We start from the raw sequence: 14703 nt of genomic DNA, 5'->3' as shown, positions 1-14703 counted from the left end.
AATATGATTTTATTTTAAGGAACGAAAATGCAAATACTGACTTTTGATGAAGCGGCACGCAGCCGATTGATGGAATTGCTGGATGCTAAATCCGAAGCCCACAACACCATGCGTTGTGATGAAGTTCAAGGTTTTATGATGGCTTTATTGAGCGGTCCGGATGCTTTGAATCCGACCAACTGGCTGCCTGAGATTTTGGGTGAGGAATCTTTGTTTGATGCCAAAGAGCGCACCGAAATCGAGCGTTTGGTCATGGCAATGGCCGCCGATATGCGCATGAAGCTCAACGAGAAAATCCTGCCTGATTTATGGTTTTATGAAGATGAAGCCGGCAATCTGGATTTCTACACATGGTGTAACGCCTATCTTTACGCACTGGATATTGTGCCTACCGATTGGTTTGAAGCAGTCGATCAGGAAGAGTTTGAAGATTTGTTCTATCCGATTATGGCTTTGGGCGGTATTTATGACGATGAGGAAAACGGCGAAGTCATCTTGCATCTGAATGAAAAAGAGCTGACCCAGTTGGAATCTGATTTGCCGCATGTCCTGCTGGATATTTACTGGTATTGGCAGGCCATCATCAATAAACCGCAAACCATCCGCCGCGAAGGCGAAAAAGTGGGTCGCAACGATCCTTGTCCGTGTGGTAGCGGTAAAAAATACAAAGCCTGCTGCGGCAAATAAGGAAAATAAATAGTGAAATGGAAAGGCCGTCTGAATGCTTGAAATTCAGACGGCCTTTAATGTTTTGTCTTAGAACAACGAGGCCAACCAAACAAACAGAATGGTCAGTGCAATGGTCAAGGCACAGCCGATTTTGGCCACGGTGCCGATGATGAAGCCGATAAACGTACCGATACCGACTTTGCCAGCCTGCCATGTGTCTTTGCGTGCGATAAATTCACCGATGGCTGCGCCTGCCAACGGGCCGAGCAACAGGCCGGGAATAGAGAAGAATGCACCGACGATGCCGCCGATAAACGCGCCCCAAACCGCAGTTTTACTTGCGCCGGTATATTTTGCACCTAATGCGCCCGCCACATAGTCCATCGCAGTACCGAATACGGCAACAATGGCCAAAAAGGTCAGCGTACCCGAGCCAAACACTTGATAATCGCCGGCATAACCCAACAACCATGCGCCACCAAACATCAAACCTAATCCGGGCAGGGCGGGATAAATCGTGCCTAAGATGCCGACGACAATGGCAATCAAGCCGAGAACGATGAGAACAGCAGTCATGAGGTTCCTTTTGAATGTAAGAGTGTAATAACGGCAGTATTATGGGCACGTTTTGTTATATTTTCATGAGAGATTGTGCAATAAAATGAAAAATTATCCGGAGGTGCGCTCAATTAAAATCGATGGATAAATATCTGAGCGAATTATTGTGAATCACGCTCTGAATGATTGAATAAATTTCTATTCAAATATAAAAGCAGGCCTACCAATACGGTCAAGTACACTGCAACCCAATACGCATCTGTATAACCAATAGCCTTTGCCAGCCGCAGGGCAGCGAAACCGGCCGCGTAACTGCCGAGCAGGACGACGGAAAATTGCAGACTGCTGTCGAGTGCGGCGGTGGCGCGGTCTGATTTGTCCATCACCAACGCCAGTATCACCGGCAGCAGCAGCGTGTAGCTCAGGCTCAGGGCGATGATTTGCGCGGGCGGCAGCCAAGGATGGATGCGGGCGAGCGAGTCGATGGCGATCATGGACGCCAAAAGCGGCAGTTGCAGCGCGTAGAGCAGGAACACGAGTTTGCGGCGCGGATAATTGCGCGAAAACCAGCCCGACAGCGGCGTCACAATCAGGCAGGCAACAGGAATGCCCACCGCCAAAATTCCTCCCGTCTGTTTCGGAGTGAAGCCCAAATCCGCCAGCTTGGGTACAAAAGTTGCCGCCATAAACGCATACGGCGCGGCAACGGCAAACAGCAAAACCAGCCACCGCCAGCCCGTTTCAGGTTGTTGCCAAAAAGAAACCAGCCGCGCTGCCAACGCCGTCCAACTGCCTTGCGCGGTCGGGCTTTCCGGCTCGCGGTAGTACAAGAGTTGCAGCAACATCAGCAGGCTGAACGCCAGCATAAAGCCGGCCGCCGCCGTTTGTCCGTATTCCTGATACAGCCACAACACCAGCGCACCGCCGATCATCTTGCCGCCGCGCGCCGCCATCGTCTGAATCACGCCGCCGAAACCGCGTTCGCGGTGCGGCAGGACGATACATGACAAACCCAGCATCGCGCAGCCGTACACCGCCGACATGGCCGAGAGCAAAACGCAGCAGGCCAGAAGCAGCGGGAAGTTTTGCGTGATGTCGGCACAGGCCATCAACCCGAACACCGCCGAAAGCCCCAGCGTCGCCGCCAGCAGCCAGCCACGAAACCGTCCCAAACGCCCCGCCTGCCGCCGCTCCATCAGCGCGGCAAACAACACCTTCGCCGCTTCGATACTGCCGATTAAATGAATCCAGCTCAGTTGGTTCAGGCTGTAACCGTGGTTTTTCAAAATGGCCACCAGCGCGACCAGATAAAAACCGGTCAGCGTGAATTTGTAGGTGCTGCCGCCGATAAGCATCAGCCAGTCGCGTGAGTTTGGGGAAGTCTGATTGTCGGACATCACATGATTCTTTTGAAGATGAGGCAAATAAAGGGACAAGGCCGTCTGAACATATTGGGTGGCAATACTTAATTTGTATTTAAATAGGTTTAGTATCTTTTCAGACGGCCTTCAACGCTTCTTCTGCGCGAAGCAGGGCGGTTTGCTCGTCGGCTTCGACGATGTAGTTCACGCCCAGCGCAGGGCCGAGTTTGGACGATTGTTCGCGGAAGAACGCCAGTTGCGTCGCGTCGGGTTCGATGAGGAGCATGGCGGCGCAGCGTTCGGACAGTTGCGGCCGATGTGCCTTTATCCATTCGATGTAGGTTTTGCGGTCGGCAATACGCTGTTCGTCGCTTACCTGCCGTCGCATAGGGGTGCAGACGGTGGCGAAGCGGCGGTTTTGGTTTAACAGGGTTTCGAATTCGGCCAGCCAGTCGGCGAAGTCGGCAACGTGGGTCAGGTCGGTCAGGTAGATGGTGCCTTCGGGCAGGGTTTTGGCAGGGGTGAAGTAGTGCATGGGGTTCCTTTGGGTGTTTTGGGGAAGCAGGGTAGGTCAATAGTTGGGCATTTATGCCTGGCTTTTTATTAGACTTCTTGTGCTGTCATTCCCGCGCAGGCGGGAATCCAGACCCATCCGCACAGAAACTTATCGGATAAAGAAGTGCCTTCGAGTCTCCATTCTGGATTCCCGCCTGCGCGGGAATGACGATAATCGGTTGTTACGATCGTTTCAGACGACCTTCGTTATTCCAGTAACCGTAGGTAGGGCATTGATGCCCGATCTACGTTTTTTCAGACGACCTCCATCATTTCAGCACCGCCTAAAACTTCCATTCCGCGCTCACGCCTACGCTTCTGGGACGTTGGTAGAGTGCGTCTTGGCGGTCGGCGCTGGAAATGAATATGGGTCGGCGGCGGTTGAACACGTTGTCGGCGTAGAGCGAGATGCGGCCTTGTTTGAAGTTGTAGGCGGTGTAGAGGTTGACTTGGTTGTACGCGCCGATTTTGCCTGATTCGGCATTGTCGGCGGCGGAGTAGTAGCCGCCGTAGAAGCGCACGTCGCCGCCGGCTTCCCAGCCTTTGTCGTTCAGGTATTTCACGCCGATGTTGGCGGTGTATTTGGGCGCGCGGCCGAGTTTGTTGCCTTCGATGCCACTGTCGGGATAGCTTTTGATTTTGGTGTTGAGCAGCCCCAGTCCGGTGGTGAGTTTCAGGCTGTCGGTCGCCTGCCAGTCGGCGGCGAGTTCCGCGCCGTAGGTGTGGACTTTTTTGGCATTGCGGATGACGACGGAGTTGGTGCCGAGATAGAAGGGGAGCTGCATGTCGCGGTAGTGGTTCAGGAACAGGTTGCCGGAGAGTTGCAGGCGGCGGTCTGCGCTGCGCCAGCGGGTGTACCACTCGTAGTTGTTCACATATTCGGGCTCATAAGTGTAGGTTACGACGGGGCGGCCGAAGGTGATGCCCGCGCCGCCGGGGTTGTAGCCGCGCGCAGCTTTGATGCCGCTGACCCATTGGTCGGTGGGTTTGAAGGCGATGTCGATTTTGGGCAGGAAGACGGTCTGGCCTTTGTCTAAATCGAGGTGCAGCGCGCCGCTGCCGCCGCTTCGTTTGTGCGTTTCTTTTTCAATGCGGGCGGCGGCTGTGATGTCCCATTTTTCGCTGGGGCTGTATGTGGTTTCGGCAAACAGGGCGCGTACGCTGTTGCGGTCGTCAAAGGTGTTGCGACCGCCGACGCTGCGGATATCTACCCATTCGTCTTGTTTGCTGCGGAAGTAGTGCAGTCCGGCAAGGCCTTTCAGACGGCCTTTGTTTGAAAAATGCAATACCGGCTCCCATTGCAGTTCGCGGCCTTTGAGTTCGGCGGGCACGCCTTGCGGGCTGACGGTCATCGGCAGGTGCAGCCGCTCGTTGTGGTAGCGGCCGTAAACCAGTTTGTTTTCCAGTTTCAGATAGTCGTTAAGCTGCCACGATACGTCCCAGATGCCCGATGTCGAGCCGGTTACGAACACGGGCTTTTCTTTTAAAAAACGGCGGCTGGCGGTGTTGCCCATGATTTCGTTTTGCGGCGCGCGCGAACGGATGTGGTTCAGCGTCAGGCGGCTGTAAAAATCGGGATGGTTTTCGGGCGTGAGCAGGAGTTTGAAGCGCACGTTGGTGTTTTCCACGCGGCGCGGGTTGCCGGTCGGCTCGTAGGACACGAACGGCTCATAGCTTTCGCGCTGCTGCCGCTCCGCGCTCAAGCGGAAGGCAAGGTTGTTTTTCACAATCGGGCCGGACACTACGCCGGCGACATTACGTGTTTTCTGATTGCCCAAACCCAAGCGCAGCGCGCCTTCCCATTCGTCGGTCGGGTCTTTGGAACGCATCACCACCGCGCCCGCCACCGCGTTCTGTCCGCGCACATGGCTTTGCGGTCCGCGCAAGACTTCTACTTGCTGCATGTCCCACAGCGACTGTGTGCCGAAGGCGTATTCGTTGTAAGTGGCGGAGCGGCCGTCTATGGACAGGTTCAGGCGCGGCCGAGTGCCCGCGAAAAACGCCACCGCACCGACGGCGGGGCCGGAGCCGTCCACGCCGCGCACGGTCGGCAAATCGTTGCCGCTGCCTAAGTCCACTGTGTTCACGGTCTGTTTGAGCAGGTCGGTGGCGGAAAGATTGTGGCCGCTGCGGTCGATGTTGGGCGTGGTGAAAACGCGGTTGGACGTGGCGGTTTCAAAGCCGCTGCGGTTAGCACGTTCGCCGGTGACGACGACTTCTTCCAACTGCACCTGTTCCGCGTCTTGCGCCGCATCGGCGGCATAAATCCATTCGGAGGCAAAGGCGGCGGCAATCAATAGAGGCAGGCGACGGAGGGTGTGTTTCTGCATTTCTTATCCTTTCAGACGGCATACGTCGGGGCGGATTGAATATCAGGCAATCAATTTCTCCGTCAGTATGCAAATATTTGTGTTTACACATTTACATAAAACAAACTATTAATGTAAAGTATAAGAAATAAGAAACAGGAATGCAAGTGTTTATCATTCACTTTACTTCCCCTCTTATCTTGTGAATCGTCCAAAAAATCCCTCTCCTATTTGACAGGAGAAGGTTGGAGGAGGGAGATTCTGTAATCTTCATGAATTTGGCCTGCCAAGCATCCGACAGCCCTCATCCGTAGGGCAGAGCGGAGGATAAGGAAAGAGGCCGTCTGAAACCCCGCCGTATTGCCATTGCAGCCGTGGGGAAATATAGTGGATTAACAAAAATCAGGACAAGGCGACGAAGCCGCAGACAGTACAGATAGTACGGAACCGATTCACTTGGTGCTTCAGCACCTTAGAGAATCGTTCTCTTTGAGCTAAGGCGAGGCAACACCGTACTGGTTTAAAGTTAATCCACTATATGATGGGTATCCGACTTACGGATAACTTTAATGAACCTCCTTTATAAACAAAATCAAAACCTTCCTACCGTCATGACTGCCAGTAAACAACAAACCATCATCGACACCGCCCGCCGCCTGTTCCGCGAACACGGCTTTTCCGCCGTATCCGTAGGCAGCATCTGCACTGAGGCCGCCGTCAGCCGCGTCACTTTCTACAAATATTACAGCGGTAAAAACGCACTCTTGCAGGAAATCGTTACCGAACAGAAAAACCGCGTCCGTGCCGAATTTGAAAATCTGCTTGCACGGCAATGCAGCCTGCGCGAAGCCGCTGAGGCTGTGTTTGCCCTGCAAAAACAATCGTTTGAAGAACTTTATTCCGCCGCTTTTCTGCGCGACATTGAAGAGAACACCGATTTGGAGCTGGAGCGTTTTTTCCACGAATTGAACGAAGAAAAATACGCCTTTATGCGCGGTTTCTTCCACACCCTGCAACAACGCCGCCTGATTCAGCCCGATTTGCCGGTGGAACTCATCGACCTGTTCATCCGTCAGGCGGATATATTGATGCGCCATCCGCAACTGACCGCGCTTTATGCCGCCGCGCCGCAAAAGCTGCCGCAAGACGTATTGGGATTGCTGCTGCACGGTTTGTCAGGGAAAGAATAGATAAAAAAGAATAGAAAAATTTCAAATATGAATATTCAGACGGCCTTTCGGTAAATAGCTACCGAAAGGCCGTCTGAAAATTAAATGGAATTATAAACCGCAGGTTTTAGGTTTGTTTGCCAGAATATTGATGACTTTGCGTTCGGCTTTTTGCGGCTCGATTTTGATTTCGCTTTCGTCTTCTTCGCTGCCGTCGGAGAAACGTTCCGGCATTTTTTCACTGTCAAACGCCAAGTCGCCACCATGTTTCAGGTTTTGACCGCGTTCCAAGCCGACAAAGTCGAAGAGCTCGGTATCGGCCAAATGTGATGGAACAACGTTTTGCAGCGCGGAGAACATCGATTCGATACGGCCGGGGAAGCGTTTGTCCCAATCGCGCAGCATGTCGCCGATGACTTGGCGTTGCAGGTTGGGCTGAGAGCCGCAGAGGTTGCATGGAATAATTGGGAATTGTTTTAGCTCGGCATATTTGATCAAGTCCTTCTCTTTGACATATGCGAGAGGACGGATGACGATGTGTTCGCCGTTGTCGCTGACCAGTTTGGGCGGCATGGCTTTGAGTTTGCCGCCGTAGAACATATTCAGGAACATGGTAGCAAGGATGTCGTCGCGGTGATGTCCCAAGGCGATTTTGGTGCAGCCCAATTCTTTTGCGGTGCGGTAGAGGATGCCGCGGCGCAGGCGGCTGCACAGCGAACAAGTCGTTTTGCCTTCGTCCAATACGCGTTTGACGGTGGAGTAGGTGTCTTCTTCAACGATTTTGTAGGGAACGCCGATGCTTTCGAGATAGGTCGGCAATACTTCTTCGGGGAAGCCCGGCTGTTTTTGGTCAAGATTGACGGCAACCAGTTCAAAATCAATCGGCGCACTGGCTTGAAGCTGGCGCAGAATATCTAAAAGGGCGTAGCTGTCTTTGCCGCCTGAGAGGCAGACCATGATTTTGTCGCCCGGCTCGATCATATTGAAATCGTTAATGGCATCGCCGACGGCGTGGCGCAGGCGTTTGCTGAGTTTGTTGTTTTCTAATTCTTGCTTGGTTTTTTTGGACATGGCTGTTTGTGCTTTGAAATAATAGAAAAATTTAAGGGCGGTATTGTACCGCAAAAGAATAAAGGCCGTCTGAAAAACTGCGCTGGTTTGGTCAATGCGGCATTTTCAGACGGCCTGATATTTGCGCTTTATTTGATTTGAAGGGCGGTAATTTTGATTTCAACCTTCCAGTCGGGCGAGGCCAGTTTTGCTTCCACGCAGGCGCGGGCCGGAGCGCGCTCGTGGGCTGTCCATGTGTCCCAGGCTTCGTTCATGGCGGCGTAGTCGTTCATATCGGGCAGATAGATGGTAGCTTCTAAAATGTGGGCTTTGTCAGATTGGCATTGGGCGAGCCATGAATCGATTTGTGCCAAAACATTTTCAGTTTGTGCTTTGGCATCGGCTTCAGGATTTTCGGGAACCATGCCGGAGAGGAAAACCAAGCCGTTGGCCACGACGGCTTCCGAATAGCGTTTGCTTGTGCCAAGATAGCGGATGTCCATGTTGTCTCCTGATTTCAAAAAGAAGGTATGGTAACATTGCAGTTGTTTACGTTCCACATTTTAAGAGGGGCCGTCTGAAAAGGGTGGCGGCAAACAACCATGAGTAAAGCAGAATATCCGGTTACGCAGGCAGTGCGCTTTTTACGCAGTAAGAAAATCGATTTTGTCCCTTATGTTTATGCGTATGAAGAACACGGCGGTACGGCGCGTTTTGCCGAGTGCACGGGCAAGCCTGAGCATCAAGTCATCAAAACAATCGTCCTGCAGAATGAACACAAAAAAGGTTTGGTTGTGTTAATGCACGGCGACAAACATATTTCCACCCGCAATCTGGCACGCGAACTGGGCTTGAAACACATCGAGCCGGCAACGGCGGATCAGGCGGCGAAATGGACGGGTTATTTGGTCGGCGGTACGTCGCCATTCGGTATGAAAACCGCGTTACCGGTTTATGTGGAAGAAAGCATTTGGGCTTTGGACGAGATTTTTATCAATGGCGGCAAACGCGGGTTTATCGTGGGTATGAAACCTGAAAACCTGCGTACGCTCAACCCGCAAGATGTTCATGTTGCAGTGGATGCATAAAGGATAGGAATAAAGATGGAACAATTAAATTTATACGAAATCTTGGGTGTGTCTCAGGATGCGGATATTAACGTTATCCGCGAGGCTTACGGCAAATTGGTTGCCAATCCGGATATTCAGAAAGATGCGGAGCGTTTCAAAGCCATCGGACAGGCGTTTGAAGTGTTGTCCCATCCGGAAAAACGTCTGGCTTATGATGCGGCGATGCAGTATGAGCCTCAGGAAGCTCAAGACAACGGCTTCAATAATACGGTGGTCAATCATACGGAAAACCATAATACAGGGAACAATAATACGGAGGCCAATATGGCCAATACGTCTAATTCTGAAGTGAAAAACTATGTTTTTATCGCCTATATTACCTATGCGTTGGGCCTGTTTATCTGGTTTGCACCCGTTGTCGGTGTGATTTTGGCATATGTCAAACGCGATGAGGCGCAAGGCAGTATTTATGCCAGCCATATTGATTGGCTGATTAAGACATTTTGGGTGTCGTTGGTGGGTATGCTTTTCGGGATGTTGACCATACTTATCTTAATCGGTTGGCTGATTTTGGTGGCAACCGGTATTTGGCTCATTTATCGCGTAGTCGTCGGACTGATTAAACTGAATGAAGATAAGCCTGTTCCTACTCAAGGATGGTTCTAAAGCATGGCATATTTATTGGCAAGTATCGTTTGCAGCGTGTTGGTTTCCGTATTGCTGAAAGTGGCGCGCAAGCAAAAAATCAATATTGAGCAGGCGGTGGCGGTGAACTATATCGTTGCCGTTTCTTTGACCATGCTGGTGTTAAAACCTGATTTGAGTAATCCGCAGGTGTTTTTACCGACTTGGTGGCTCTTTGCAGCTTTGGGTATCTTGTTGCCAAGCGTGTTTGTCATTATGGGCAAATCCGTCGATGCGGCAGGTATCGTCAAGTCGGATGCGGCACAGCGCTTATCGCTGTTTTTGCCCATTATCGCTTCATTCACGCTTTTTCATGAACAACTGACCGAAGGCCGTCTGATTGGTTTGGTATTGGCATTTACAGCATTGTTTTTCTTGCTTTGGAAAAGCGATGGCGGTAAGAAATCCGGCGGTCTCAGCACGCAAGTGATGCTGCTTTTGGGCGTTTGGTGCGGCTATGGCGTCATTGATATTTTGTTCAAACAAGTGGCAAAGAGCGGTACCGCGTTTGCCGGCAATTTGCTGGTGGCATTTTGTTTGGCCGGTATCTTGATGTTTGGCTACCTGTTTGCCAAAGGGAGTAAGTGGACTAAAGAAGGCATCTTGGGCGGTATGATTTTAGGCTGCCTGAACTTTTTGAATATTGTTACCTACATCTCGGCACACCAAATCATGAAGGATAATCCGACCTTGGTGTTTGCTGGTATGAACATCGGTGTGATTGTTTTGGGTACGCTAATTGGTGCGGCAATGTTTAAAGAAAAAATCAGCAGCATTAATGCAGCCGGTATCAGTATTGCTATTTGCTCGATAGCCTGTTTGTTTTATTGGCCGCAAATTCGAAGCTTGGTGGGTTAAAAATACTTATGCCGTCTGAAAATTTTCAGACGGCCTTATTTTTATTATAAAATAGCCATTCATGCGCCGATTTGGCCGTATGGGAATTATTTTGCGCTTACGGGCGTTTCTATGTTAAACAATCAGTTGAACTCACACAATAATATCGATAGTTACATCATGAAACATATTAAAAAACACATTCAATGTGCCGTTCTCGGCATGCTGGTATTGTCCGGTTGCCAATCGTATCAGGAAGATCAAAGCCGCCGCAGTAAAATGGCACAATTTGCGCTTAACCATCCCGTGGCCGCCCAAGTCATCGGTATGGAGGATGAAGGCTTAATCAATATGACCAGTAATGCCACACGCTTTGCCGAGCGTACAGGTTTGGATGACAAAGCAAACGGCGACAGCAGGGGAACACAGGTCAATGCCGTACGCCAAGCATTATGGCAGGCGGCGATTGCTTCTAAATTCGACAGCATTATTGCCGAAAAAGCAGGTAATGCGCGCCTGACGGATATGGAGTTGCGAGAAGGTAAAGACGACTACTTCAGCCGTTACCTTGCCGACCAGGCAGTCGATCAACGTAACAACCGTATCGGCCGCAGTATCGGCAGTGCCAAACCCGATAGCGATATGAAGACGCTGGCGGCAAGCATTTTGTTCTACTACAACAAAGTAGGCTTGTGGACGGCTTCCGAAGTGAAAAACCGTTGGCACATCAAACAGGAAAAACTTTCAGACGGCCAATATGCCGAAGCATTGAAAAATATCGCCAAATTGGATCAAAACGGCATGACCGAGCAGGAACGTAATAGTTATAAAACCGGTACGCTCAGCGAAATCAAACGTTCGGTCAAAGCCATACGTCAAGTCGAAGATTGATTTTAAGACTTCATTATTGAAAGGCAATTGTTATGAATTTCCCTCCGCGTTATGTCTCAAACACACGCATGCGCCGTATGCGTAAAGACGATTTTTCACGCCGTCTGATGCGCGAGCATACTTTGACGGCAGATGATTTAATCTATCCGGTTTTTGTATTGGAAGGTCAGAATCAGGAAGAGGCAGTGCCGTCTATGCCCGGCGTCAAACGCCAAAGTTTGGATAAATTGTTGTTTACCGCTGAAGAAGCACTGAATCTCGGTATTCCTATGCTGGCTTTGTTTCCCGTGGTAACGCAAAACAAAACCGAATTTGCGGAGGAGGCTTATAACCCTGAAGGCTTGGTACCGACAGTAGTGCGAACCCTGCGCGAGAAATTCCCAGAGCTGGGTATCATGACCGATGTTGCCCTGGACCCCTATACCATACACGGCCAAGACGGTTTAACCGATGAAAATGGCTATGTCCTTAACGATGAAACCATTGAAGTTTTGGTAAAACAGGCTTTGTGTCATGCCGATGCAGGCGCACAAGTCGTCGCCCCATCAGACATGATGGACGGACGCATTCTTGCCATCCGTGAAGCCTTGGAAGATGCCGGACATATCCATACACGCATTATGGCGTATTCGGCAAAATATGCTTCAGCATTCTACGGCCCGTTCCGCGATGCCGTCGGCAGCTCCGGCAATTTGGGTAAGGCAGACAAGAAAACCTACCAAATGGACCCTGCAAACACCAATGAAGCCTTGCACGAAGTCGCATTGGATATTCAAGAGGGCGCAGACATGGTAATGGTAAAACCGGGTCTGCCATATCTGGATGTCGTCCGCCGAGTTAAAGACGAGTTCGGCGTACCGACTTATGCTTACCAAGTTTCCGGTGAATATGCTATGCTTCAGGCTGCCATTCAAAATGACTGGTTGGATGGTGAGAAAACCATTTTGGAAAGCCTGTTGGCATTCAAACGTGCCGGCGCCGATGGTATTTTGACTTACTATGCGATTGAAGCGGCAAAATTGTTGAAGAAGTAAAATAAAGAAATAAATTAAAAAGCGGCAAACAGTATTTATCCTGTTTTGCCGCTTTTTTGTATTATTTAATTTTGGGATAATTACTTAAATTCTTCTATTTTTTCTGGTTATCGATTTCTTTTTGTAGTATCCTGTTACAAAAAATGTTACTGACACAGGTCCTCCAGTCCATCCTTTCCATTTCCTACCTAGAAAAAATCTTAGGTTTCATCCTGTCATCTATCCGGATCTGACTGAATTGAAGACTGTTCGATTTTTCCTACTTAAAGACAAAGCCTTTAAAAAACTTTGATCAAAATCTGCTTGATGGTTGATTATCTACCAAGACTGTATTAGAAACAAAAATAATTCCTCTTATATCTGATTTTCAATTTTTATGTGGCTAAGCAGGATTTAGAAGCCAACACTCTAAGGTCTAGTATCCTTTATTCAAAATATGAAATAGGTCATCTCTTAAAACGATTCCATCATCTTCTATTAAATAAGCGATATGTTCCCAGAATGTTAACTCTTGTTTAATGGGCTCTTCCAAATCTGCCACTTTATTCATCAGATCTGTTGCAATTTCCTCTGCTTGATAAGCCTGACTCTTATAGAATTTTGATTTTAAAAGAAAGACGGCAGACATAAATAGAGAATAGGAAGAAACAAAAGCCTGTAAAGAATGATTGACAAAAATTCTTGGCTTTTGAAATACTTCTACTCCTTCCGGATTGCAAATTAAGAAGATCTGGTTCTTTTGGCTAATCACAAAATAGCCTAAAAAACACTGTCCGAAAAGAGTATATCTGTCTTGCTCTTTCCTTATTTCCAATAGCTCATTGCCTGCTTTTACAAAAGAGAATCCCATTTTGGAATAATCCTCTAAATAAGCAAAGAGATTGAAACGAATCTCATCAAAGCTGAGTTTTCTCTTTTTTACGGAGGTGTGAACTCCTTGTTCCTTCAATGAATCATCTATATTTACTTTCATCTGTTTATCCTATTTTCTAGGCTATTTTTACCAAGCATTTTTAACTTTCAAACCTTGATGATTGCCTTTTTTCTTAGTTATATGAAAAGGCTTACTTATTTTAAGACTTTCTCTTTTTTGTATCTCTAAGAACTCATATACGAGGATGTATTTCAAGAAAATATGGGTATACAAGCATATGGATAGACACCATAACTCGTTTTGCAAGCCGCTTCTTCGAATGGAATCCAGATAGCCTGATAAAGGAAATGACAGATGCAACAGAGCATAAACCCATTATAAAAAAGGATAATTCCTATATTTTTTCAATTTATTATCAATATAAGTGGATTGAATTCTTAGTTTTCTTTAGAGTTTGAATAAGGTTTATTTTGGAAATCTGAAGAGTTTTGTATATTAAACAAAGGCCGTCTGAAAAAAACAGTCTACTGATTTTTCAGACGACCTTATATGATTTAAACTTTAGTGATGGCTGCAACCGCCGTGGGTTTCACGCAAAGCTTCGGCTGCTTGTTCGTCTGCGTGGTAGCTGGAGCGGACCATTGCACCGATGGCGGCATTGGTAAAGCCCAATTCGTATGCTTCTTTTTCAAAAACTTTGAACTGGTCAGGCGTTACATAGCGCAAGACGGGCAGGTGGCCGTCTGAAGGTTGCAGATATTGGCCGATGGTAATCATCTCGATATTGTTGGCACGCATATCGTGCATGATTTCGCGCACGTCCTCGTCTGTTTCGCCCAGGCCGACCATGATGCCGGATTTAGTCGGGATATGCGGCATCATTTCTTTGTAGCGGCGCAGAAGGTCGAGGGAGTGCTGGTAGTTGGCACCCGGACGGGCTTTTTTATACAGGCGCGGATGGGTTTCCAAATTGTGGTTCATCACGTCAGGCGGTGTTTCTGCCAAGATTTTCAATGCAATATCTAAACGGCCGCGGAAGTCGGGAACGAGGATTTCGATTTTGGTATTCGGGCTGGTTTCGCGGATGGCTTTGATGCAGTCGGCGAAGTGTTGTGCGCCGCCATCGCGCAAATCGTCGCGGTCGACAGATGTAATGACGACATAGCGCAGGTTCATGGCTTTGACGGATTCGGCCAAGTGCTTAGGCTCATCAGGATCCAGCATATTCGGGCGACCGTGGCCAACGTCGCAGAACGGGCAGCGGCGGGTACAAATATCGCCCATGATCATGAATGTGGCTGTACCCTTGGTAAAGCATTCGCTGATATTTGGACAAGATGCTTCTTCGCACACGGTATGCATTTTTTGTTCACGAAGAATATTTTTGATTTCAAAGAATTTCTTGCCTGGTAATTTGGCGCGGATCCATTCGGGCTTTTTCAATTTTTGTTTCAATGGAACCACTTTAATCGGAATGCGTGCAGTTTTGTCTGCACCTTTCAGTTTGATGCCGCGTTTGGGGTCGTTTTTTACTTCTTCACTCATGGTGATGTGTTCTTTCTGTCGTTATAAAGGCCGTCTGAAAGCTTCTAGAAGGATTTATACCTAAAAGCTTATGGGTAAAAGTTCAGAGGGCGGTTAA

The 14703-nt window shown here is 49.0% G+C and carries 15 protein-coding genes; 7 read left to right on the top strand and 8 right to left on the bottom strand.

The annotated features are described in order from the left end of the window. The first annotated feature begins 27 nt into the window (after positions 1–27). On the top strand, positions 28–687 hold the full coding sequence (locus tag ACTHUG_RS03300) for a UPF0149 family protein (RefSeq protein WP_440386383.1): 660 nt from the start codon (positions 28–30) through the stop codon (positions 685–687). A gap of 69 nt (positions 688–756) precedes the next feature. Here ACTHUG_RS03300 and ACTHUG_RS03295 read toward each other — a convergent pair whose 3' ends face one another. The 4 genes from ACTHUG_RS03295 to ACTHUG_RS03280 all read right to left on the bottom strand — a co-directional run bounded on the left by ACTHUG_RS03295 (position 757) and on the right by ACTHUG_RS03280 (position 5473). After that, complete coding sequence (locus ACTHUG_RS03295; RefSeq protein ID WP_003746916.1) at positions 757–1245, bottom strand: DUF456 domain-containing protein; 489 nt, start codon at positions 1243–1245, stop codon at positions 757–759. Between the two features lie 143 nt (positions 1246–1388). Then, the gene (locus tag ACTHUG_RS03290) at positions 1389–2624 is read right to left on the bottom strand and encodes an MFS transporter (RefSeq protein ID WP_440386384.1); all 1236 of its coding nucleotides are present in this window, start codon (positions 2622–2624) and stop codon (positions 1389–1391) included. A 100-nt stretch (positions 2625–2724) separates the two neighbouring features. Then, positions 2725–3123: an extensin gene (locus ACTHUG_RS03285; protein ID WP_440386385.1), complete on the bottom strand. Its 399-nt coding sequence runs from the start codon at positions 3121–3123 to the stop codon at positions 2725–2727. Between the two features lie 304 nt (positions 3124–3427). Then, positions 3428–5473 carry a TonB-dependent receptor gene (locus tag ACTHUG_RS03280; RefSeq protein WP_440386386.1) on the bottom strand — a complete coding sequence of 682 codons (2046 nt, stop codon included), beginning with the start codon at positions 5471–5473 and terminating at the stop codon, positions 3428–3430. 548 nt (positions 5474–6021) lie between these two features. On the opposite strand from ACTHUG_RS03280, the gene ACTHUG_RS03275 reads away from it, so the two are divergent. Then, positions 6022–6642 (top strand): TetR/AcrR family transcriptional regulator, encoded by a 621-nt coding sequence (locus ACTHUG_RS03275; RefSeq protein WP_440386387.1) that lies wholly within the window; start codon positions 6022–6024, stop codon positions 6640–6642. A 90-nt stretch (positions 6643–6732) separates the two neighbouring features. Here ACTHUG_RS03275 and ttcA read toward each other — a convergent pair whose 3' ends face one another. Then, complete coding sequence (gene ttcA / locus ACTHUG_RS03270; protein ID WP_003746908.1) at positions 6733–7692, bottom strand: tRNA 2-thiocytidine(32) synthetase TtcA; 960 nt, start codon at positions 7690–7692, stop codon at positions 6733–6735. Positions 7693–7820: 128 nt separating this feature from the next. Then, positions 7821–8174: a RidA family protein gene (locus tag ACTHUG_RS03265; protein ID WP_440386388.1), complete on the bottom strand. Its 354-nt coding sequence runs from the start codon at positions 8172–8174 to the stop codon at positions 7821–7823. A gap of 99 nt (positions 8175–8273) precedes the next feature. Between ACTHUG_RS03265 and ybaK the strand changes: the two genes are divergently transcribed. The 5 genes from ybaK to hemB all read left to right on the top strand — a co-directional run bounded on the left by ybaK (position 8274) and on the right by hemB (position 12187). Then, entirely contained in the window at positions 8274–8759 is a 486-nt protein-coding gene (ybaK, locus tag ACTHUG_RS03260; protein ID WP_440386389.1) for a Cys-tRNA(Pro) deacylase, read from the top strand. A 15-nt stretch (positions 8760–8774) separates the two neighbouring features. After that, positions 8775–9407: a DnaJ domain-containing protein gene (locus ACTHUG_RS03255; RefSeq protein ID WP_440386390.1), complete on the top strand. Its 633-nt coding sequence runs from the start codon at positions 8775–8777 to the stop codon at positions 9405–9407. Between the two features lie 3 nt (positions 9408–9410). After that, positions 9411–10283, top strand: a complete 873-nt coding sequence (locus ACTHUG_RS03250) for an EamA/RhaT family transporter (RefSeq protein WP_440386391.1) — start codon at positions 9411–9413, stop codon at positions 10281–10283. Positions 10284–10442: 159 nt separating this feature from the next. Continuing rightward, on the top strand, positions 10443–11153 hold the full coding sequence (locus ACTHUG_RS03245) for a DUF6973 domain-containing protein (protein WP_036491232.1): 711 nt from the start codon (positions 10443–10445) through the stop codon (positions 11151–11153). Between the two features lie 32 nt (positions 11154–11185). After that, on the top strand, positions 11186–12187 hold the full coding sequence (hemB, locus tag ACTHUG_RS03240; protein WP_440386392.1) for a porphobilinogen synthase: 1002 nt from the start codon (positions 11186–11188) through the stop codon (positions 12185–12187). Between the two features lie 415 nt (positions 12188–12602). Here the strand turns inward: hemB and ACTHUG_RS03235 are convergent, their stop codons facing one another. After that, entirely contained in the window at positions 12603–13160 is a 558-nt protein-coding gene (locus tag ACTHUG_RS03235; protein WP_440386393.1) for a hypothetical protein, read from the bottom strand. 462 nt (positions 13161–13622) lie between these two features. Continuing rightward, positions 13623–14606 (bottom strand): lipoyl synthase, encoded by a 984-nt coding sequence (gene lipA / locus ACTHUG_RS03230; RefSeq protein WP_440386394.1) that lies wholly within the window; start codon positions 14604–14606, stop codon positions 13623–13625. Positions 14607–14703 lie beyond the last annotated feature (97 nt).

Origin of the sequence: Neisseria sp. P0022.S009, assembly GCF_051956675.1 — a bacterium.
Taxonomy (GTDB): Bacteria; Pseudomonadota; Gammaproteobacteria; order Burkholderiales; family Neisseriaceae; genus Neisseria.
Note: the sequence above shows the minus strand (reverse complement) of the source record. Positions and strands in the feature narration are given on the sequence as shown.

Coding starts and splice junctions, on each gene's coding strand:
- ACTHUG_RS03300 (WP_440386383.1), top strand. CDS start 28: ATGCAAATACTGACTTTTGATGAAGCGGCACGCAGCCGATTGATGGAA.
- ACTHUG_RS03295 (WP_003746916.1), bottom strand. CDS start 1,245: ATGACTGCTGTTCTCATCGTTCTCGGCTTGATTGCCATTGTCGTCGGC.
- ACTHUG_RS03290 (WP_440386384.1), bottom strand. CDS start 2,624: ATGTCCGACAATCAGACTTCCCCAAACTCACGCGACTGGCTGATGCTT.
- ACTHUG_RS03285 (WP_440386385.1), bottom strand. CDS start 3,123: ATGCACTACTTCACCCCTGCCAAAACCCTGCCCGAAGGCACCATCTAC.
- ACTHUG_RS03280 (WP_440386386.1), bottom strand. CDS start 5,473: ATGCAGAAACACACCCTCCGTCGCCTGCCTCTATTGATTGCCGCCGCC.
- ACTHUG_RS03275 (WP_440386387.1), top strand. CDS start 6,022: ATGAACCTCCTTTATAAACAAAATCAAAACCTTCCTACCGTCATGACT.
- ttcA (WP_003746908.1), bottom strand. CDS start 7,692: ATGTCCAAAAAAACCAAGCAAGAATTAGAAAACAACAAACTCAGCAAA.
- ACTHUG_RS03265 (WP_440386388.1), bottom strand. CDS start 8,174: ATGGACATCCGCTATCTTGGCACAAGCAAACGCTATTCGGAAGCCGTC.
- ybaK (WP_440386389.1), top strand. CDS start 8,274: ATGAGTAAAGCAGAATATCCGGTTACGCAGGCAGTGCGCTTTTTACGC.
- ACTHUG_RS03255 (WP_440386390.1), top strand. CDS start 8,775: ATGGAACAATTAAATTTATACGAAATCTTGGGTGTGTCTCAGGATGCG.
- ACTHUG_RS03250 (WP_440386391.1), top strand. CDS start 9,411: ATGGCATATTTATTGGCAAGTATCGTTTGCAGCGTGTTGGTTTCCGTA.
- ACTHUG_RS03245 (WP_036491232.1), top strand. CDS start 10,443: ATGAAACATATTAAAAAACACATTCAATGTGCCGTTCTCGGCATGCTG.
- hemB (WP_440386392.1), top strand. CDS start 11,186: ATGAATTTCCCTCCGCGTTATGTCTCAAACACACGCATGCGCCGTATG.
- ACTHUG_RS03235 (WP_440386393.1), bottom strand. CDS start 13,160: ATGAAAGTAAATATAGATGATTCATTGAAGGAACAAGGAGTTCACACC.
- lipA (WP_440386394.1), bottom strand. CDS start 14,606: ATGAGTGAAGAAGTAAAAAACGACCCCAAACGCGGCATCAAACTGAAA.